Raw genomic sequence first — 19,095 nt, 5'->3', positions numbered from 1 at the left:
CATGGGCGTGAACAAGCCGCTGACCGCACATTCCGACGGTGCCGAGGACACCTCGACGCGCCGCCGGATCCTGGCTGCCACGGCCGAGGTGCTCGGCCGCAACGGTCAGACCAAACTCAGCCTTTCCGAGGTTGCATTGCAGGCCGGGGTGTCCCGACCCACTCTGTACCGGTGGTTCGCGTCGAAGGAAGAGCTGCTGCGCGCCTTCGGCAGATATGAGTCCGAGCTGTTCGACACCGGGATGGGCGCGGCGACCGCGGGTTTGCGCGGGACCGAAAAGCTGGATGCTGCATTGCGTTTCATCGTCGAGTATCAGCAGTCGTATTCCGGGGTGCGAGTGGTGGACATCGAACCCGAGGTCGTCATCAAGCAGCTGGGCTACGTCATCCCGATCATGCGGGCACGCCTGCTGAAATTGCTCAGCGGCGCGAATGCCGAAGTGAAGGCCGCGACGGTGATCAGGGTGGCGATATCGCACTACATCGTGCGCAGCGATGACGATGCCCAGTTCCTGGCGCAGCTGCGCCACGCCGTCGGCATCAAATAGCCGGGTCAGCCCTCGGCGGCCAGTTGTCCGCAGGCGGCTGCTATTTCGCGGCCACGGGTATCGCGCACGGTGCAGGAAACCCCCTTGGCCTGCACCCGTCGCACGAACTCACGCTCGACCGGTTTGGGACTTGCGTCCCATTCACTACCCGGAGTGGGGTTCAACGGAATCAGGTTCACGTGGACGAGCGGGCCGAGCTTGCTGTGCAGCTTCTTGCCGAGAAGATCCGCACGCCAGGGCTGATCGTTGACATCGCGGATCAGCGCGTACTCCACCGAGACACGACGGCCGGTGACATCGGCGTAGTACCGGGCGGCGTCGAGGACCTCGTCGACCTTCCACCGGTTGTTCACCGGCACCAGGGTGTCGCGCAGCTCGTCGTCCGGGGTGTGCAGAGACAATGCCAGCGTCACACCGAGCTTCTCGTCGGCCAGCTTGCGAATGGCCGGCGCCAGCCCGACGGTGGACACCGTCACCGACCGGGCGCCGATGCCGAAGCCCTCCGGAGGCGGCGCGATGATCCGCTTCACGGCGGCGACGACGCGGTTGTAGTTGGCCAGCGGCTCCCCCATGCCCATGAAGACGATGTTGGACAGCCTGCCGTCATGTTCGTTGCGCATGGCCGCCGATGCCGCCCGCACCTGTTCCAGGATCTCGGCGGTGGACAGATTGCGCTGCAGGCCGCCCTGGCCCGTCGCACAGAACGGGCACGCCATCCCGCAGCCGGCCTGTGAGGAGATGCACACGGTATTGCGCTGCGGATAGCGCATCAGGACCGACTCGAAGGTGGTGCCATCGACCGCGCGCCACAGCGTCTTGCGGGTCTCGCCGGCATCGCACTGGATTTGCTTGGCCGGCTGGATCAGCGTGGGGAACAGCGCCTCGGCCACCTGTTCGCGCACCGCGGCGGGCAGATCGGTCATCTCCCGCGGATCGGCGCTCAGCCGGCCGTAATAGTGGTTGGCCAGCTGTTTGGCCCGGAATTTCGGTAGGCCCAGCTCGGCGACGGCGGCGATGCGGCCATCGGCGTCGAGGTCGGCGAGATGCCGCGGCGGCAGTGCGCGTCGCGGAGCGTCGAAAACCAGCGGAAGGGAAACGGCCATGATCTGTCCCAGTATCCCATTGCGGGCCGGCCGGCAACGAATTCAGGCCGGACTCAGGCGAGCAGCGTCAGCACGATCCAACCGACGACAGCCGAGGGCAGCATGGCATCGATCCGATCCATGATGCCGCCGTGCCCGGGCAGCAGTGTGCCCATGTCCTTGATACCGAGGTCGCGTTTGACCTGCGATTCGACCAGGTCTCCCAGGACACCGGTGATGACCAGCAGCACGCCCAGCGGCACACCGATCCAGGCCGGGCGGTCCAGCAGGAACGCCACTGACAGGACCGCGGCGGCGGTGCCGAAGACCATCGACCCACCCAGGCCTTCCCAGGATTTCTTGGGGCTGATCGCCGGGGCCATCAGATGCTTGCCGAACAGGACGCCGGCGACGTAGCCGCCGATATCGGCGAACACGACGGTGGCGATGACGGTGAACACCCGTTCCCCACCGTCGTCGGCGAAGATCAGCAGCGCGGTGAATGCCGCGAACAACGGTACCCACGTCGCCAGCAGCACCGACGCCGCGATATCGCGCAGATAGTTGATGGGCTGCTTGTTCAGTCCCTGGCCCAAGAGCCGCCAGATCATGCAGATCACGATGGTGCCCGCGTAGGCGCCCAGCAGTCCGGCGGCGCCGAACGGCCAGGTCAGCCAGATCATCGCCTGGCCGCCGATCAGCAACGCCACGGTCGGCAGGACGAAGCCGTGCTCACGCAGCCGGCGGATCACCTCATGGGTGGCGATGGCGATGGCCACCGCCAGCAGCGGCAACCACCACAGCGGGGCGAACAGCAACGTGCCGATGGCCAGCCCGCCGAGCACGACGCCGACGGCGATGGCCGCGGGCAGGTCCCGACCCGCACGCGAGGATTTCTTCGGTTTTTCGGCGTCTACCACGGGACTGCGCTGCTGAGAGGTCATCAGACCTCCAACAGCTCGCCTTCTTTGTGCTTGACCAGTTCGTCGATCTGGGCCACGTACTGCCCGGTGGTCTTGTCCAGATCCTTTTCGGCGCGCCCGACCTCGTCCTCGCCGGCCTCGCCGTCCTTCTTGATGCGGGCCAGTTCGTCCATGGCCTTGCGCCGGATGTTGCGCACCGACACCTTGGCATCCTCGCCCTTGCCCTTGGCCTGCTTGACCAGTTCGCGACGGCGTTCCTCGGTGAGCTGCGGAATCGAGATCCGGATGACGCTGCCGTCGTTGGAGGGGTTGACGCCCAGGTCGGAGTTGCGGATCGCGTCCTCGATGGCCTTGAGCTGGTTGGCCTCATAGGGCTTGATCACGACCAGCCGTGCCTCGGGCACGTTGATGCTGGAGAGCTGGGTGATGGGGGTCATCGAACCGTAGTAGTCGATGTTCAGTCGGGAGAACATGCCCGGGTTGGCGCGGCCGGTGCGGATCGACGACAGGTCGTCGCGAGCCACCGACACCGCCTTCTCCATCTTCTCCTCGGCGTCGAAGAGGGTTTCGTCGATCACGTGTCTATCTCCTTAAGGGCGCGCTCAGCTGGTGACCAGAGTTCCGATCTTCTCACCTGCAACCGCTCGCGCGATATTGCCATCGGTGAGGAGATTGAACACCAGAATCGGCATGCCGTTGTCCATGCAGAGGCTGAAGGCGGTCGAATCGGCCACCTGCAGGCCACGGTCGATGACCTCGCGATGGGTGATGGTGGTGAGCAGTTCGGCGTCGGGCACCTTGCGGGGGTCGGCAGTGAAGACACCGTCGACGGCCTTGGCCATCAGGACCACCTCGGCGCCGATCTCCAGCGCGCGCTGTGCGGCGGTGGTGTCGGTGGAGAAGTACGGCAACCCCATACCCGCACCGAAGATGACCACTCGCCCCTTCTCCAGATGCCTACGCGCCCGCAGCGGGATGTAGGGCTCGGCGACCTGTCCCATGGTGATGGCGGTCTGCACCCGCGTGTCGATGCCTTCCTTCTGCAGGAAGTCCTGCAGCGCAAGGCTGTTCATCACGGTCCCGAGCATGCCCATGTAATCGCTACGGGTGCGCTCCATCCCGCGCTGCTGCAATTGCGCGCCCCGGAAGAAGTTGCCACCACCGATGACGACGGCGACCTGCGCTCCGGCCCGCACGACGTCGGCGATCTGACGTGCCACCAGTGCGACCACGTCGGGGTCCAGGCCCACCTGTCCCCCGCCGAACATCTCCCCACCGAGTTTGAGCAGGACCCGCGTATAGGCGGGTCGAATGACTCCGGGGCTGGCGCTGCCTGGCTCTGCCATCAGACTCCTTCGGTCCCGCGACACACAATTCGCAGACAATCCTGCCTCATCAACGTGCCCCCGCGACGCTCGGGTCGCGGGGGCACGGTGTGACCGGTTGGGCAGTCAGCTCAGATGGGCGGAAAGCAGCCACGCACCGACCGATCTCAGGCCGGTCGGCTCCTCTCGGATGTCGTTGCCTGCGAAAGGTCCGGCCGCCAAGACCGCATCGGGGAAGTTGGCGTGGATGCGGGCGGGGCGGATCTCGTCGATCTGCCAGTACCTGCCGACCACGTCCCGCAGTTCGGGCTCGGTGACGGCGTTGACGGGTCCACCGACGGGCAACGCCCCCGCATCGAAGACCAGCACGTGATAGGACGCCCCCGGTGCGGCCGACCGCACGATGGACTGTTGGTATCCCTCCCGCAGCTCCACCGGCATCGAGTGGAACAGCGTGGAGTCGATGATGGTGCCGAAGCGGCCGTCATAGCCGGTGAACGAGCTGATATCGGCTACCTCGAACGTGGCGGTCGTCAGCCCACGGCGAGCCGCCTCGGCGCGGGCGAGTTCGATGGCGGTCGGCGATTGATCCAGACCGACGGTGGTGAAACCCCTGGCCGCAAGTTCCAGCGCAGTCGCCGCTTCACCGCACCCGGCATCCAAGACGTCCCCGTGCACCTTCCCGGCTTCGATGAGTGCCGCGATCTCGGGTTGCGGCGCGCCGATACTCCACGGCGGACGGACACCCCGGAACGCCGGTGCGTCACCCCGGTAGGCCTGTTCGAACATTTCTTGCGGCTCGGGCGTCGTCATGGATCCGGTATATCAATCTAGTTGATATGTGTCAACATTGTTGACATGTCCTCTTCGCAGCCGGATCAACCATTGGGTTATCTGCTGCACCGCGCCGCGATGCGGTTACGCGCAGACGTGACCTCCAGCGTCCTCGAACCGCTCAATCTCGCCTTCCCGCAATACATCTGCATGCGCATCCTGTCCAAAACCCCCGGCCGGTCCAATGCCGAGCTGGCACGTGACCTCGCAGTCTCGCCGCAGGCGACGAACATGGTGCTACGCGTCTTGCAGGATCGCGGACTGGTCACGAGGCCGGCCAGCGTCTCCTCCGGGCGGGCCCGACCGGCCGAACTGACCCGTGCGGGCCGGTCGCTGCTCGCCCGCACCGACGAAGGTATCCGCGCGGCCGAACATCGAGTGCTCGGCCGGTTGAGCGATACCGACCGCAGCGCGCTGAAACGGATCCTGGACGCGGTCGGTTCGGACCAGGTCTAGGTTCCGGCCGGACGGAGCGTCAATCCTGGATGCGCGCGAACGGACTGGCCTGCTCCAACTCGAAGGCCAGCTCCAAGAGCACGCGCTCGTTGCCCCGGGTCGCCGCGAACATCGCCCCCAGCGGCAAGCCGTCGTCAGAAGTGCTGAGCGGCAAGGAAATCGCGGGGTCGCCGGTGACGTTCTGCAGCGGCGTGAAGGCCACCCAGTCGATCAGCCGGTCGATGATCTGCTGGTAATCAGCCGTGGGGTCGAGGTGCCCGATCCGAGGCGTGACATCGGCCAGCGTCGGCATCAGCAGCACATCGTATCGATGACCCAGCTTTGCGGTGATCCGCCGGATCCGCGAGAGCCGAGCGATGACCAGCGGCATGCGATGCAGGTTGCGGGCGGCCAACCGCTCCAGCCCGCGCGTCAGGTTGTCCAGTTGCTCCGGGTCGAAGCTGGGTCCGAACGTGCGTTTACCGCCGCGCACCAGCGCAAAGGCCAGCAGCGACCAATAGTGCAGGAAGTCGTCGATGAACGACGACGGGATCGGGTTGGCGATCTCGGTGACCTGGTGACCGAGTCCCTCCAGCAACGCCGCGGTCTTCATGGTCGCCTCGCGCACCTGCGGGCCGGCCTCGCGCGCAATGGATTCGGTGGTGACCGCGATACGCAGGCGACGCTTTCCCGGTCCCGTCACGTCACCGATGGCAGGGAGCTTGGGATTGCGGTAAAGCAGCTCCACCTCCCGGTAGAACGCGGCGGTGTCGCGGACGGACCGCGTCACGACACCGTTGGCGACGATGCGCAGCGGCATCTGGCGCATCTGCTTGTCCAGCGGCAGGCGGCCCCGCGTCGGCTTCAGGCCCACCAGCCCGTTGCAGGCGGCCGGAATTCGGATCGACCCGCCGCCGTCGTTGGCGTGGGCGATCGGGACCACGCCGGCGGCGACGAACGCGCCCGATCCCGATGACGATGCCCCTGCCGTGTGGTCGGTGTCCCACGGGTTGCGCACCGCACCGAGCCGGGGATGCTCTGCCGAGGCGCTGAATCCGAACTCCGAGAGCTGCGTCTTGCCGAGTGCGACCAGTCCAGTGCCCAGATAGGCGCGCGCGAAGTCGCCGTCGGCGGGAGCAGGGCGTGGCGTCCACGCGTCGGTACCGTCCATCGTCGGCATACCGGCCACGTCGGCGTTGTCCTTTACGAAGGTGGGCACCCCGGCGAAGAAGCCACCCCGCTCCGCTGTTGCACGGGCACGGTCATAGGCGCGGTAAGCCAATCCGTTCAGCGCGGGGTCTACCGCCTCCGCGCGGGCGATGGCGGCCTCGATGACCTCTTCGCGCGATACCGTGCCTGCGCGTAGGGCGGCCGCCAGCCCGACCGCGTCGTGGTCACCGAGAGCGTCATCGCCGAAAGCGTGGATGCGGGGCATTCGACCGACGGTACCAGTCCGTACCACGACGCTGCGCCAATGCAGAGAACCCCGGGTCACCGAGGTGACACGGGGTTCTCAAGCCGAACGTGTTAGTTCTGGCCGACCTCGAAGCGGACGAACCGGGTCACGGTCACGCCTGCCTCGTCGAGCAGCGCCTTGACGGTCTTCTTGTTGTCGGACACCGACGGCTGATCCAGCAGCACGACGTCCTTGTAGAAGCCGGTCACGCGACCCTCCACGATCTTGGGCAGCGCCTGCTCGGGCTTGCCCTCGGCCTTGGCGGTCTCCTCGGCGATCCGACGCTCGTTGGCGACGATGTCCTCCGGCACGTCCTCACGCGTGAGGTACTTGGCCTTCAGCGCGGCGATCTGCAGCGCCACGGTGTGCGCGGCGCTCTTGTCGTCACCGGTGTATTCGACCAGCACACCCACGGCCGGCGGCAGATCCGCGGCGCGCTTGTGCAGGTAGGTTTCCACCTGACCGTCGAAGTACGCGGCGCGGCGCAGGACCAGCTTCTCGCCGATCTTGGCCGACAGGTCGGCCACAGCCTGCTCGACCGTCGAGTCGCCCACCTTGGCGGCATTGAGCGTCTCGACATCGCCGGCCTTCGCCTCCAGGGCAGCGGCCACGATCGTGTCGGCCAGACCCTGGAACTCGGCGTTCTTGGCGACGAAGTCGGTCTCCGAGTTGAGCTCGATCAGCACGCCGTCCTTGGCGGCCACCAGACCCTCGGCGGTCGCGCGCTCGGCGCGCTTGCCGACATCCTTGGCGCCCTTGATGCGCAGCAGCTCGACGGCCTTGTCGAAATCGCCGTCCGATTCGGCCAGCGCGTTCTTGCAGTCCATCATTCCGGCGCCGGTCAGCTCCCGCAGGCGCTTGACATCGGCAGCGGTGTAGTTAGCCATAAAGCCTTCTCCTGAAAAGATTTAGGAAGCGTCAGTGGTGGTCTCGGCGGCGGGAGCGCCCTCTGCGGCACCGGTGGTCGCACCGGCCAGCAGCTCCTGCTCCCACTCGGCGAGCGGCTCGGCGGCGGCGTCCTGGCCTGCCTCGGCCTTGCCGGCACCCGAGCGGGCCTGCAGACCCTCGGCAACCGCGGAGGCGATCACCTTGGTCAGCAGCGCGGCCGAGCGGATGGCGTCATCGTTACCCGGGATCGGGTAGTCGACCACGTCGGGATCGCAGTTGGTATCCAGGATCGCGATGACCGGGATGTTCAGCTTGCGAGCCTCGGCGACCGCCAGGTGCTCCTTGTTGGTGTCGACGACCCAGACGGCCGAGGGAACCTTGGCCATGTCCCGGATACCGCCGAGCGAGCGCTCCAGCTTGTTCTTCTCACGCGTGAGCATGAGGATTTCCTTCTTGGTGCGACCCTCGAAGCCACCGGTCTGCTCCATGGCCTCCAGCTCCTTCATCCGCTGAAGGCGCTTGTGCACGGTGGAGAAGTTGGTGAGCATGCCGCCGAGCCAGCGCTGGTTCACGTAGGGCATACCCACGCGGGTCGCCTCTTCGGCGATCGATTCCTGCGCCTGCTTCTTGGTGCCGACGAACATGATGCTGCCGCCGTGGGCGACGGTTTCCTTGACGAACTCATACGCCGAGTCGATGTAGGTCAGCGTCTGCTGCAGATCGATGATGTAGATGCCGTTGCGGTCGGTGAAGATGAACCGCTTCATCTTGGGGTTCCAGCGCCGGGTCTGGTGTCCGAAATGGGTGCCGCTGTCGAGCAGCTGCTTCATGGTCACGACGGCCATGGTTGTGCCTCACTAGGTGTTCGGTTGATGCCCGACATCGGTTGATGCCCGGCCCTGGCGCCTGCTGCTGCCGGACCCGTCCGGTTTCCCGGTCGGGACCGCCCGGCATGCTGAGCAACCTGTTTGTCCTGGGTTGCGGTGCAGACGCGCGAAGTCAGCCCACGGATGTGAGCTGCGGGAAGAAGTTTACACCGTGGGAACCGGTGCTTTTACCACGCGCAATTTCCACAAACGCCCGTTCGTCCACAGTCTGCCGGGGTGCGGTTCCGATTCCGACGATAACGCGCTGAACTGGGCAGATGAGATGGGCGGTGGCGATCTTCGTCACGGCGCTGGCCGCGGCGGCACCGGTGTCGGCCGAAACGGCGCGGTTGTCCTGGCCGTTGCGACCCGACCCCGTGGTCACCCGGGGTTTCGACGCCCCACGGCCGAATTGGCGGTCCGGTCATCGGGGCATCGACCTGGGTGGGAGCGACGGGCAGACCGTGTACGCGGCGGGCGAGGGTGTGGTCGTGTTCGCCGCGGTGCTGGCCGGCCGGCCGCTGGTATCGGTGCAGCATCCCGGCGGATTGCGCACCAGTTATGAACCGGTCGAGGCCGCGGTGCGCGCCGGGCAGCGCGTCGCGGCAGGGACCGCGCTGGGCACCCTGCGCGCCGGTCATCCCGGCTGCCCTATGAGCGCCTGCCTGCACTGGGGCGCGATGTGGGGTCCGGCCGCGCGGGCAGACTATGTCGACCCGCTGGGGCTGCTGGCCGGGACACCGATCGTGCTCAAGCCGATTTCGGCGCGCTGACGCTCGCTCACCGAGCGCGAGCGCACCGAAATCGCTCGCTATGCCCGCGGGTGCGCCTGATCGTGGACCGAGCGCAGCCTGGCCACGCTGACGTGGGTATAGAGCTGGGTGGTGGCCAGCGTCGAGTGGCCGAGCAATTCCTGCACCACCCGAAGGTCTGCGCCGCCTTCGAGCAGATGGGTGGCCGCGCTGTGCCGCAGGCCGTGCGGGCCCAGGTCGGGCGCGCCGTCGACGGCGGCCATGGTCTGGTGCACGACGGTACGGGCCTGCCGCTGATCGAGCCGGCCACCGCGGGCGCCCAACAGCAGCGCCGGAGGAGAATGCGCGGTGGCCAGCGCGGGTCGACCGGCCTGCAGCCACGCCGTCAACGCATCCTCGGCAGGTTCGCCGTAGGGCACGGTGCGCTCCTTGTTGCCCTTGCCCAGGACCCGCAACAGCCGGCGCGCAGTGTCGATATCGTCGACGTCCAGCCCGCACAGCTCGCTGACCCGGATCCCGGTCGCGTACAGCAGCTCGACGATCACCCTGTCCCGCAGGGCCAGCGGATCATGTTGCTGCGCACCGATGCTGAGCGCTTCCATGGCATCGAGGGCCTGGTCCTGGCGTAGCACGGCAGGCAGCACGCGGTGCGATTTCGGTGTCTGCAGCCGCGCGGCCGGGTCGGTGCCGAGCAGCCCGCGGTGCAGTGCCCAGCCGGTGAAGGTCTTCACCGCGGAGGTGCGGCGGGCCAGGGTGCTGCGGGCCGCCCCGGCACCGGCCTGGGCGGCCAACCAGGACCGCAGCCGCGGCAAGGTCAGGCTGCTCAGTCCGCCGCCGGTGAACTCGAACAGCGAACGCAGGTCGGACAGGTAGGCCCGGCGGGTATGTGCCGATCGGCCGCGGTTCAGCTCGAGATACTCGTCGAATTCCTCGAGCAGGGTCTCGATCGGTGGCTCGGTCACGGCTTCACGGTCGCAGAATTACCGAAGGTGTCTAGTGGACGCGCCGCAACGTGTCCGGGGTGAGATCGGCCAGGCTGCGATAGCCGTCGATGGCCATCGTCAGGTCGGTTTCGGCCAGCAGCGACCGCAGCACGTGCACCACGCCGTCGGTGCCACCGAGGGCCAGCCCGTAGACATAGGGCCGTCCGACGCCGACGGCGGAGGCACCCAATGCCAGCGCCTTGACGATGTCGGTGCCGCTGCGGATGCCGGAGTCGAAGAGCACCGGCACTCCGTCGGCGGCTTCGATCACCTCGGGCAGGCAGTCGATGGCAGGCAACCCGCCGTTGGCCTGCCTGCCGCCGTGGTTGGAGCAATAAATGCCGTCCATGCCGACGTCGATGGAGTGCCGGACATCGTCGGGATGCTGGATGCCCTTGACGATCAGCGGCAGCGTCGTCTGGGTTCGCAGCCAGCGCAGGTCATCCCAGGTCACGGGTTGGCCGAAGGTGCTGACCCATTTGAGGATCGCGGCCTGCGGATTCTCTTCGGGCGACTGGGCCAGGCTGGCCCGGAACAGCGGGTCGCTCATGTAATTGGACAGACATTTGCCGCGCAGCTGCGGGAAGTTGGAGGTGCTCAGGTCGCGCGGACGCCAGCCCGGCACCCAGGTGTCGAGGGTGACGATGATGGCCTTGTAACCGGCCTTCTCGGCCCGCGAAACCAGGCTGGCGGCCAGCTCCCGATCCTTGGGGGTGTAGAGCTGGAAGAAACCGGGGGTGTCCCCGAACTCGGCGGCGACGTCCTCCAGCGGATCGGCGGTCAGCGTCGAGACCGTCATCGGCACCCCGGTCCGTGCGGCGGCCCGGGCGACGGCGAGGTCACCATGACCGTCCTGGCTGCAGATGCCGGTGACGCCGATGGGCGCCATGAAGACCGGGGACGGCAGTGTCAGCCCGAACAGCTCGATCTCGAGGTGTCGTTCGGTGGCCCCGACCCCCATCCGCGGAATCAGGCCCCAGTGCTCGAACGCGGTGACATTCACGCGTTGGGTGCGCTCGTCTCCCGCCCCGCCGGCCACGTAGGACCATACCGACGGTGACAATGCATATTCGGCTCGCTGTTCCAGTTCGGCGAACAGGATCGGATACGACGGCAGCACCCCCGCCAAGCCCTGTAGGTAGATCTCCAGCTGGTAGTCGCCGTATGCCATCGGGTCAGTCTGTCTGGCCCGCCTCGGCTTTGGCTAGCTCCGACTTCCATTCGCGGAAAGTTTCCTCGGTGCGGCCGCGGCGCCAGTAGCCCGAGATGGACGCCCACTTGGCCTCAACGCCGCGTTCCTTGCGCAGGTAGGGACGCAGATTGTGCATCACGGCCTGGGCTTCGCCGTGGACGAAGACCTGGACCTGTCCGGGCAGCCACTTCGCCTCTTTCACCGCGGCGATCAGCGGGGCATGGTCGCCCGCCTGACTTTCGCTGACCAGGTCGGCACGGCCACCGCGAAAGATCCAGTGCACGTCGACCCCCTCGGGACCAATCAGTTCCAGCACGTCGTCGGGACCGCTGACTTCGATGAAGGCCTGGCCGATTGCGTTGGGCGGCAGTGCTTCCAACGCCGCGCTGATGGCGGGGATCGCCGATTCGTCACCGGCGAGTAGATGCCAGTCGGCCGCCGGGTCGGGTGCGTAGGCACCACTGGGTCCCATCAGATAGACCTGTTGTCCCGGTTCGGCGGCCGCCGCCCACGGACCCGCCACGCCCAGTTCGCCGTGGACGACGAAGTCGATGGCGATCTGGCGTTTTGCGTCGTCGATGCTGCGCACCGTGTATGTGCGCACCGTCGGGCGCTTGGACTCGGGCAGTTCGTCGAAGCTGTCGAGGGTCAGCGGATGCGGCAGTGCCACGACGTCGACATCGGCCGGGACGATGACGATCTTGACGTAGGAGTCGGTGAATCCGCCTGGTGTGAAGGTGTCGAACCCGACACCACCGAGAACCAGGCGAATCATGTGCGGTGTCAGCTGCAACTTGCTGATCACTTCGAATGTATGAATAGGGCGTCCTGCCATGGCACTACCTCGCAATATCGTCAGCTGATCCGCTCACCACTGTACGAGGCACGCGTGGGTCGTGGTGGGCTCCGCGTCATCCGGAGGTGATCCGCCACCGCCCATCGCGACGCTCCACTCGGCCTGCGATCTCCAGCAGCGCCAACGGCCCGAGCACGTGCTCAGGCGGTATCCCGGCATCCACGGCGATCTGCTCGACGCTGCGCAACCCGCGCGCGGGCAACGCCTCGTACACCAGCATCTCCTCTCTGGACAGTCCATCCAGGGGCATCTGCGGATGCTCCGGCTCATCGGCGAGTTCGCCTATCCTGCCGACGATTTCGACGATCTCCTCGGCCCGTCCGACCAATTCCGCCGTCCCGTTCCTGATCAATACATGACAGCCCGCAGACGCTGCCGAGGTGACCGGCCCGGGCACCGCGCACACGGTCCTGCCCATCGCCTTAGCCCAGGCGGCGGTGTTCGCCGCACCGCTGCGCAACCCCGCCTCGACCACCACCGTCGCCCCGCCGAGCGCGGCCACCAACCGGTTGCGGGTCAGGAACCGGTACCGCGTGGGCCGCTCCCCCGGCGCGTACTCGCTGAGCACCACACCGCTCGACGCGATGCGGTGCAACAGTCCAGAATGCCCAGCGGGGTAGGACACGTCGACGCCGCAGGCCAGTACGGCCACGGTGACGCCGTCGACCCCCAGCACCGAACGGTGCGCGGCACCGTCGATGCCGTAGGCGCCGCCGGACACCACGGCGACGTCACGCTCGGCCAGACCGGCAGCCAGATCGGCCGCCATGTGTTCACCGTATGACGTGCACGCCCGGGTCCCCACGATGGCCGCCGACCGCACCGCCACGTCACCGAGTGCTGCGGGCCCCAGCGCCCACAGCACCAGCGGGGACCGGCCCGATTCGCGATCGGTGACAACCGACGAGCCGAACACCCCGAACGCCAGATGCGGCCATTGCGGATCGTCGATGGTGATCAACCGCCCACCGCGTCGATCCAGTATCTCCAGATCCGCTGCGGCACGGTCGATATCACGGCGCGCGGACACCGCGTTGCGCAACTCGACCGGTTCCGCCCCGGCCCGGATGATCGCGGCGGCATCGACGGGACCATGTGTGGCAACCAGTTTGGCCAGTTCATGGTTGGGTGGCTCGGCGACCCGCGACAGGTACGCCCAGGCGCGTCGCACATCGTCGGTCATCGCGCACCCCCTTGGCGGAAGCTCAGCGCGGTGGCCACGTGCTCGGGAGTCGGTGTTTGCGCACCGGCAAGATCGGCGATCGACCAGGCGATCCGCAGCGTGCGATCGGCACCGCGCAGATTGAGCTTTCCGCGGTCCACGGCGGCCCGCAGCACCGCCATCGTGGCGCTGCCGGGCCGGAAGGTGGTGCGCAGTGCGGTTCCGGATACCTCGGCGTTGGTCCGCACACCCAACCGTTGCCACCGCTCGGCCGCTGTGGCGCGGGCCACCGCGACCCGGTCACGAACCGCCGCGGTCGGTTCCGCCACCTCATGGGTGAACGCACCCGCGCGGATCGCGTGCATTTCGACCTTGAGATCGACACGGTCCATCAGCGGGCCGGACAGCTTGCCCAGATAGCGTCGTTTGGCTCCCGGATTACACAGGCAGTCAGCCGGATTCGTGGGCGCGCACGGACACGGGTTGGCCGCCATCACCAGTTGGAATCGGGCCGGGTACCGGGCGACGCCGTCGCGGCGAGCCAGCCGGATCTCGCCGTCTTCCAACGGTGTTCGTAGTGCTTCCAACACGCTCGTGGCAATCTCGGCGCATTCGTCGAGGAAGAGCACTCCGCGATGGGCCCGGCTGACCGCGCCCGGGCGCGCCAGTCCTGTGCCGCCGCCGACCATCGCCGCCACGGTCGAGGAGTGGTGCGGCGCGATGAACGGAGCCCTGGTGATCAGCGGGGTGTCCGGTGACAGCGTGCCCGCAATCGAGTGAATCGCCGTGACCTCGATGGACTCCTCATCGGTCAACACCGGCAGCAGACCCGGTAACCGTTGCGCCAGCATCGTTTTCCCGATACCCGGCGGACCGGTGAACAACAGATGATGCGCCCCCGCCGCCGCGATCTCGACGGCCATCCGCGCCTCGGTCTGCCCGATCAGATCAGCCAGGTCCGGACACGGCGGCGCCGCCGGCGTCTCCACATCAGCTATCCGTCCGGTCAACCGCCCCGCGCCCTTGAACCAGGCGTGCAACTGCCGCAGGCTCTGCACACCCCACACCTCGATACCCTCGACCAGGCTGGCCTCGGCCAGATTCCCGACCGGGACCACCACCGCGGGCCAACCGTCACGCTTGGCCGCCAACACCGCGGGCAACACGCCGTTGATGGACCGGACCCGGCCATCGAGCGCCAACTCGCCCAGCAGCACCGTCTTCTCCAACGCCGGCCACTGCTGCTTGAGCTGCGCCGACATCACCGCCGAGGCCAACGCCAGGTCATAGGCCGAGCCGCCCTTGGGCAGCGTCGCCGGTGACAGCGCCAACGTCAACCGGGTGTCGGGCCAACTGTTATCGCAATTGGTGATCGCCGCCCGCACCCGATTGCGCGCCTCCTGCAATGCGGTATCGGGCAACCCCACCAGGAACACCCCCGGAAGACCGCGGGTGATATCGGCCTCGATCTCCACCGTGATGCCGTCCAGCCCGCGGATGGCCACCGCGAACGCCCGCCCCAACGCCATCAGCCGACCGCCTCGAGATGACGCAACTCCGGCTCGCGGCTGCGCCCGAATCGGATCCCGATCACATCGAGGCGCAGCCCGGCACAACGCCCGGGATGCGCCGCCAGCCACAGCCCGGCCAACCGACGCAACCGGCGCACCTTCTCCGGGGTCACGGCGTACGCGACACCGCCGAACCGGTCACTGGTGCGCGCCTTCACCTCCACGAACACCACGACCCGAGACACCGGATCGAAGGCGATCACATCCAATTCTCCGTACCGGCACCGCCAATTACGCTCCAGCACCGTCAAACCGAGCGAGCTCAGGTGATCCGCCGCAATCTGCTCGCCCAAAGCCCCGATCTCGGCGCGGGTCCAGGTTTCCATGACCTGACCCTGCACCCGGCCACGGACACCCACCGCCACCAACGGCCGATGAAACCTACTTATCCACAATCACCGATTCATCCACAGATGGATTCACCCCAGCGCGTCGCTGTCGGTAGCCACCACCTTCTCGACCTCGGCGCGCACCCGGTCCAGCTCCGCACGCTCCTCGGCGGTGTACTCCCGCGCGGTGTCGTCCAGCACGCAGACCGTGCCCACCACCCGCCCGTCGGCATCGTGTACGGCGACACCCAGATAGTTGTGCAGTCCGAACTCGGTCTCGTCTTCGTTACCGGCAAACGTGGCGTCGACTCGCGAATCCTGAACGAAGAGCGCCTCATCGGTGTCGACCACCCGCTCGCAATACAGCGGAGTCCGGCTGTCATCGGTGCCGGCCTTCTTGCCCGCCGCACCCACGGTGTAATGCTTGGTCGCCTCGCCGGCGGTGGCCGCGACCACCATCGAGTCCGGATCCGAGCGCATCACCAGAACCGACTTGACGCCCAGGCGCTCGGCCAGTTCCTCCAGTTGCGGCGCGAGCCCGGACAGTGCCGGGGTGGAATCGGTCGCGTGCGGATCGGCGTGGCTCATGGCGGTGATTATCGAGGGCACCCCATTGCGCACGCAATGGTTCTACTCAGCGTGTTCCTGTGAACCTGGGTCGAGGTACGGACCCGCGGCCACCACTCACATCCGCGAATACCGCGTCAGCGCAATGCTGTACAGCCCATAGGCCGCAAAACCGACCGCCGCGGCCAGCAGGGTCACCTGGCCGTATTCCGTCTGTCCCAGCGCCCGCACCGCCGCATCCAACCCGGTCGCCCGCGCCGGATCATGCAGGAACGATGCCGCGATCACCGAGATGCCGGCCGCTGACAACACGAGACCTTCCGCGACATGGCCGACCAACCCCAATGCGGTCATCAACGGGCCACCCCGCACCGTGAGATCGCCAAGGAACCTCCGGGAGGCGCCCTTGTAGATGAAGTAGCCGCCGAATCCCGCGATCGCCAACCCGACGGCCACCAGGACGGCCTTGCCACCACCGGTCTGCATCAGCCGGGCACTCAGCCCCGCCGCCCGTTCACTGCCCTGCCTGCCGACCCCGATCGCGAACTGCACGGCCGCGAAGGCCAGTGCCAGATAGACGACGGCCAGCCCGAGCGCCTTGAGCCGGTTGACCAACGGCGTATCCCGCTTGTCCGCAGTGGCACTCTCACCCGGGTGCAGACCGAGCACCACCTCGGCCAATCGCCACATCGCCAATGCGAACAGACCGAATGCCACCGCCCACAGCGACATCGATCCGCCACGCTGTCCGGCAAGTACCGCCAACGCCCCGGTCTGGTCGGCTTCTCCCCGGAACCCGAAAGCGATGCGCGCGATGATAAAGGCGATCAACAGGTGCAGTATCCCGCTCACGGGATATCCGATACGGGCGATCGTCTCGACGGTCCGACTCGCGGTGGCCCGGTTCACCGCGCCCTTGAAGACGCTCCACCCTCGGCCGCTCACCCGATGCCGGCCGCCTTGTCCAACTGCTGCAACAGATCGTGCGCCGCCAACTCGACGGCCTTGTGCCGCCACTGCGCCGCCCGGAACACACACGCGATGAGACCCGACCGGTGCACGCGCCGAAAGTCGCCGTACCCGAACGCATATCGCGCCTTGGTCTCATCGTCGGCACCGTCGGTCAACCCCAGGTGCCAGCGTGCGTAATCCTCCCACGAGTGTCTCTTCAGAAAGGAGTTCTGCGCATCGGAGCCCGGCTGTACCTCACCCCAGTCGCTGTCCAGCACGTACTGCCGCTTGTCGATCAACTCCGTGGCCCACCGCACGCCTGCCGGGTTGACGTCGTACTTCGCCATGGCATCCATGGTGACGCAGCCGACGGTTGACCTCAAGGCCGCTTCAGGTTCTAGCGTGGCGCAGGTACATGCAACGAAAGGAAACCCGGTGGCTGAATACACCCTGCCCGACCTCGATTACGACTACGGCGCCCTGGAACCCCACATCTCCGGCCAGATCAACGAACTGCACCACAGCAAGCACCACGCCACCTACGTCAAGGGTGTCAACGACGCCGTGGCCAAGCTCGAAGAAGCCCGCGCAGGCGACGACCAGTCCGCGATCTTCCTCAACGAAAAGAACCTCGCCTTCCACCTCGGCGGCCACGTCAACCACAGCATCTGGTGGAAGAACCTCTCCCCCAACGGCGGCGACAAGCCCGAAGGCGAACTGGCCGCCGCCATCGACGACCAGTTCGGCAGCTTCGACAAGTTCCGCGCCCAGTTCACCGCCGCGGCCAACGGCCTGCAGGGCTCCGGCTGGGCCGTCCTGGGCTACGACAGCCTCGGACAGCGCCTGCTGACCTTCCAGCTCTACGACCAGCAGGCCAACGTCCCGCTGGGCATCATCCCGCTGCTGCAGGTCGACATGTGGGAGCACGCCTTCTACCTGCAGTACAAGAACGTCAAGGCCGACTACGTCAAGGCCTTCTGGAACGTCGTCAACTGGGCCGACGTCCAAGACCGCTACGCACGCGCCACCACCAAGACCGGCGGCCTCATCTTCGGCTGACGGTTTCGCGCGCGTCAAAAAGGGGGAACCCGGGCCCATCGAGTCGGCAATCGGGGAGACACACCATGAAGACGAGCGCGAGCCCGGTCCACGGAGCGGTGGACCGGGCCACCGACAGCGACGCATTCCAATACGGCGCTCGCGCCGGTTTCGCGGCCAGCGGCGTGCTGCATCTGCTGTTGGGTTACATCATTCTGCGGCTCGCTCTAGGCAGCGGCGGTAATGCCGATCAATCCGGCGCACTGGCCACCCTGGCCGGCCAAACCGGTGGTCAGGTGATGCTGTGGATCGCCGCGCTGGGATTGTTCGCCCTCGGCCTGTGGCACCTGGCCGAGGCCGTGGTCGGCTCCAAGCCCACCGAACGATCGGGAGACGACGACTCGCCGGCGTGGAAGCGCGCCAAGTCCGTCGGACTCGCGGTCGCGAACATCGCCATCGCGTTCTCCGCGTTGCGTTTCGCCACCGGCGGTGGCCAATCCAGCGGCCAGCAGAACTCGGGCATGTCGGCACAGCTCATGCAGTCGGGCTGGGGTAAGGCCGTGCTGATCGTGATCGGGCTCGGAGTCCTGGGTGTCGGCGGATACCACGTGTACAAGGGCGTGTCGAAGAAGTTCTTCAAGGACCTGCGGGTCTCCGGCGGCACCGGGATCACCGCGGTCGGCATTGCCGGTTACACCGCCAAGGGGCTCGTGCTGGCCGGTGCCGGGATCCTCGTCATCGTCGCCACCCTGCAGGCCGACCCGGCGAAGGCGTCGGGTCTGGACGCTGCGGTCAAGACGCTGGGTCAGGCGCCGTTCGGCAAGTTCCTGCTCATCATCGCCGCCGTGGGCATCGCCGCCTACGGTGCCTACAGCTTCGTCCGCAGTCGGTACGGACGGCTCTGAGCCGTCCGTACCGGGCTCGTCAGCTCAGCGCGTCGATGAGCGCCGCCAGCTGACCTGGCGAGACCGCCACCCCGCACGAACGGCGCAGGTCGATCAGCGGCCTGGCGATGTTCTGCAGGTCCAGGAATTCCCCGGGGTGGGTCAGAAAGTAACCGCGGATGGACTGCTCGGCCTCATTGGTCGGCTGATTGGCCGCCGCGGTCAACACATCGTTGGCCGACGGATGCGTGTCCAGATAACCGCCGGCCTGCGCCAGCACACCGCTGGCGACGGTGGCCAGATTGCTCGCCGAGCACGGCGGGGCGGCCTGCGCTGCGGGAGCGCCCGCGACGGTGACGATGGACGCGGCGAGGCCGGCGAGCGCGAGCGTGGCTATCTGTTTCATGCGTCGATCCTGCGCGATGGAGGGTCCCCGCGCACCCGGTTGTCGCGA

At 67.1% G+C, this 19,095-nt stretch carries 23 protein-coding genes; 5 read left to right on the top strand and 18 right to left on the bottom strand.

Going from position 1 to position 19,095, the window contains the following annotated elements:
* Nucleotide 1: 1 nt before the first annotated feature.
* Nucleotides 2–547, top strand: coding sequence for a TetR/AcrR family transcriptional regulator (locus PGN27_RS24005; RefSeq protein WP_418888640.1), 546 nt, complete (start codon nucleotides 2–4; stop codon nucleotides 545–547).
* A 5-nt stretch (nucleotides 548–552) separates the two neighbouring features.
* On the opposite strand, the gene rlmN is transcribed toward PGN27_RS24005, so the two are convergent.
* The 5 genes from rlmN to PGN27_RS23980 form a co-directional block, all read right to left on the bottom strand.
* Nucleotides 553–1,650 carry a dual-specificity RNA methyltransferase RlmN gene (gene rlmN / locus PGN27_RS24000; RefSeq protein WP_335328353.1) on the bottom strand — a complete coding sequence of 366 codons (1,098 nt, stop codon included), beginning with the start codon at nucleotides 1,648–1,650 and terminating at the stop codon, nucleotides 553–555.
* Between the two features lie 53 nt (nucleotides 1,651–1,703).
* Nucleotides 1,704–2,573 (bottom strand): phosphatidate cytidylyltransferase, encoded by an 870-nt coding sequence (locus PGN27_RS23995; RefSeq protein ID WP_335328352.1) that lies wholly within the window; start codon nucleotides 2,571–2,573, stop codon nucleotides 1,704–1,706.
* Nucleotides 2,573–3,130 (bottom strand): ribosome recycling factor, encoded by a 558-nt coding sequence (gene frr / locus PGN27_RS23990; protein ID WP_030134947.1) that lies wholly within the window; start codon nucleotides 3,128–3,130, stop codon nucleotides 2,573–2,575. The genes PGN27_RS23995 and frr overlap by 1 nt, the downstream gene beginning before the upstream one ends.
* A 24-nt stretch (nucleotides 3,131–3,154) precedes the next feature.
* Nucleotides 3,155–3,898: a UMP kinase gene (gene pyrH, locus PGN27_RS23985; RefSeq protein ID WP_019511997.1), complete on the bottom strand. Its 744-nt coding sequence runs from the start codon at nucleotides 3,896–3,898 to the stop codon at nucleotides 3,155–3,157.
* 105 nt (nucleotides 3,899–4,003) lie between these two features.
* Complete coding sequence (locus PGN27_RS23980) at nucleotides 4,004–4,690, bottom strand: class I SAM-dependent methyltransferase (RefSeq protein ID WP_335328351.1); 687 nt, start codon at nucleotides 4,688–4,690, stop codon at nucleotides 4,004–4,006.
* A 45-nt stretch (nucleotides 4,691–4,735) separates the two neighbouring features.
* Between PGN27_RS23980 and PGN27_RS23975 the strand changes: the two genes are divergently transcribed.
* A complete protein-coding gene (locus PGN27_RS23975; RefSeq protein WP_335328350.1) occupies nucleotides 4,736–5,167 on the top strand; it encodes a MarR family winged helix-turn-helix transcriptional regulator in 432 nt (143 codons plus the stop codon).
* Nucleotides 5,168–5,186: 19 nt separating this feature from the next.
* Here PGN27_RS23975 and PGN27_RS23970 read toward each other — a convergent pair whose 3' ends face one another.
* The 3 genes from PGN27_RS23970 to rpsB all read right to left on the bottom strand — a co-directional run bounded on the left by PGN27_RS23970 (nucleotide 5,187) and on the right by rpsB (nucleotide 8,335).
* Nucleotides 5,187–6,581 (bottom strand): amidase, encoded by a 1,395-nt coding sequence (locus PGN27_RS23970; RefSeq protein ID WP_335328349.1) that lies wholly within the window; start codon nucleotides 6,579–6,581, stop codon nucleotides 5,187–5,189.
* A 92-nt stretch (nucleotides 6,582–6,673) separates the two neighbouring features.
* The gene (gene tsf, locus PGN27_RS23965; protein ID WP_335328347.1) at nucleotides 6,674–7,489 is read right to left on the bottom strand and encodes a translation elongation factor Ts; all 816 of its coding nucleotides are present in this window, start codon (nucleotides 7,487–7,489) and stop codon (nucleotides 6,674–6,676) included.
* A 21-nt stretch (nucleotides 7,490–7,510) separates the two neighbouring features.
* Nucleotides 7,511–8,335, bottom strand: a complete 825-nt coding sequence (gene rpsB / locus PGN27_RS23960; protein WP_030134942.1) for a 30S ribosomal protein S2 — start codon at nucleotides 8,333–8,335, stop codon at nucleotides 7,511–7,513.
* Between the two features lie 299 nt (nucleotides 8,336–8,634).
* Between rpsB and PGN27_RS23955 the strand changes: the two genes are divergently transcribed.
* Nucleotides 8,635–9,129, top strand: a complete 495-nt coding sequence (locus PGN27_RS23955) for a M23 family metallopeptidase (protein ID WP_335328346.1) — start codon at nucleotides 8,635–8,637, stop codon at nucleotides 9,127–9,129.
* 38 nt (nucleotides 9,130–9,167) lie between these two features.
* On the opposite strand, the gene PGN27_RS23950 is transcribed toward PGN27_RS23955, so the two are convergent.
* The 9 genes from PGN27_RS23950 to PGN27_RS23910 form a co-directional block, all read right to left on the bottom strand.
* Nucleotides 9,168–10,055 (bottom strand): tyrosine recombinase XerC, encoded by an 888-nt coding sequence (locus PGN27_RS23950; RefSeq protein ID WP_335328844.1) that lies wholly within the window; start codon nucleotides 10,053–10,055, stop codon nucleotides 9,168–9,170.
* 46 nt (nucleotides 10,056–10,101) lie between these two features.
* Nucleotides 10,102–11,262, bottom strand: a complete 1,161-nt coding sequence (locus PGN27_RS23945) for a lactate 2-monooxygenase (RefSeq protein WP_335328345.1) — start codon at nucleotides 11,260–11,262, stop codon at nucleotides 10,102–10,104.
* A gap of 4 nt (nucleotides 11,263–11,266) precedes the next feature.
* Complete coding sequence (locus tag PGN27_RS23940) at nucleotides 11,267–12,118, bottom strand: siderophore-interacting protein (protein ID WP_335328344.1); 852 nt, start codon at nucleotides 12,116–12,118, stop codon at nucleotides 11,267–11,269.
* Nucleotides 12,119–12,194: 76 nt separating this feature from the next.
* On the bottom strand, nucleotides 12,195–13,322 hold the full coding sequence (dprA, locus tag PGN27_RS23935) for a DNA-processing protein DprA (protein ID WP_335328343.1): 1,128 nt from the start codon (nucleotides 13,320–13,322) through the stop codon (nucleotides 12,195–12,197).
* A complete protein-coding gene (locus PGN27_RS23930; protein WP_335328342.1) occupies nucleotides 13,319–14,830 on the bottom strand; it encodes a YifB family Mg chelatase-like AAA ATPase in 1,512 nt (503 codons plus the stop codon). The genes dprA and PGN27_RS23930 overlap by 4 nt, the downstream gene beginning before the upstream one ends.
* Nucleotides 14,830–15,198, bottom strand: a complete 369-nt coding sequence (locus PGN27_RS23925) for a YraN family protein (RefSeq protein ID WP_335328341.1) — start codon at nucleotides 15,196–15,198, stop codon at nucleotides 14,830–14,832. Before PGN27_RS23925 ends, PGN27_RS23930 begins: the two co-directional genes overlap by 1 nt.
* A gap of 93 nt (nucleotides 15,199–15,291) precedes the next feature.
* A complete protein-coding gene (locus tag PGN27_RS23920) occupies nucleotides 15,292–15,789 on the bottom strand; it encodes a GAF domain-containing protein (protein ID WP_335328340.1) in 498 nt (165 codons plus the stop codon).
* A 96-nt stretch (nucleotides 15,790–15,885) separates the two neighbouring features.
* Complete coding sequence (locus PGN27_RS23915) at nucleotides 15,886–16,713, bottom strand: DUF1206 domain-containing protein (protein ID WP_335328339.1); 828 nt, start codon at nucleotides 16,711–16,713, stop codon at nucleotides 15,886–15,888.
* Nucleotides 16,710–17,066 (bottom strand): hypothetical protein, encoded by a 357-nt coding sequence (locus tag PGN27_RS23910; protein ID WP_335328338.1) that lies wholly within the window; start codon nucleotides 17,064–17,066, stop codon nucleotides 16,710–16,712. The genes PGN27_RS23915 and PGN27_RS23910 overlap by 4 nt, the downstream gene beginning before the upstream one ends.
* Nucleotides 17,067–17,154: 88 nt before the next feature.
* On the opposite strand from PGN27_RS23910, the gene PGN27_RS23905 reads away from it, so the two are divergent.
* Nucleotides 17,155–17,778, top strand: a complete 624-nt coding sequence (locus PGN27_RS23905) for a superoxide dismutase (protein ID WP_335328337.1) — start codon at nucleotides 17,155–17,157, stop codon at nucleotides 17,776–17,778.
* Between the two features lie 65 nt (nucleotides 17,779–17,843).
* Complete coding sequence (locus PGN27_RS23900) at nucleotides 17,844–18,662, top strand: DUF1206 domain-containing protein (RefSeq protein WP_335328336.1); 819 nt, start codon at nucleotides 17,844–17,846, stop codon at nucleotides 18,660–18,662.
* Between the two features lie 19 nt (nucleotides 18,663–18,681).
* On the opposite strand, the gene PGN27_RS23895 is transcribed toward PGN27_RS23900, so the two are convergent.
* Nucleotides 18,682–19,047 (bottom strand): heme-binding protein, encoded by a 366-nt coding sequence (locus PGN27_RS23895; protein ID WP_335328335.1) that lies wholly within the window; start codon nucleotides 19,045–19,047, stop codon nucleotides 18,682–18,684.
* Nucleotides 19,048–19,095 lie beyond the last annotated feature (48 nt).

The sequence above is a fragment of the Mycolicibacterium neoaurum genome, assembly GCF_036946495.1.
GTDB lineage: Bacteria > Actinomycetota > Actinomycetes > Mycobacteriales > Mycobacteriaceae > Mycobacterium > Mycobacterium neoaurum_B.
Note: the sequence above shows the minus strand (reverse complement) of the source record. Positions and strands in the feature narration are given on the sequence as shown.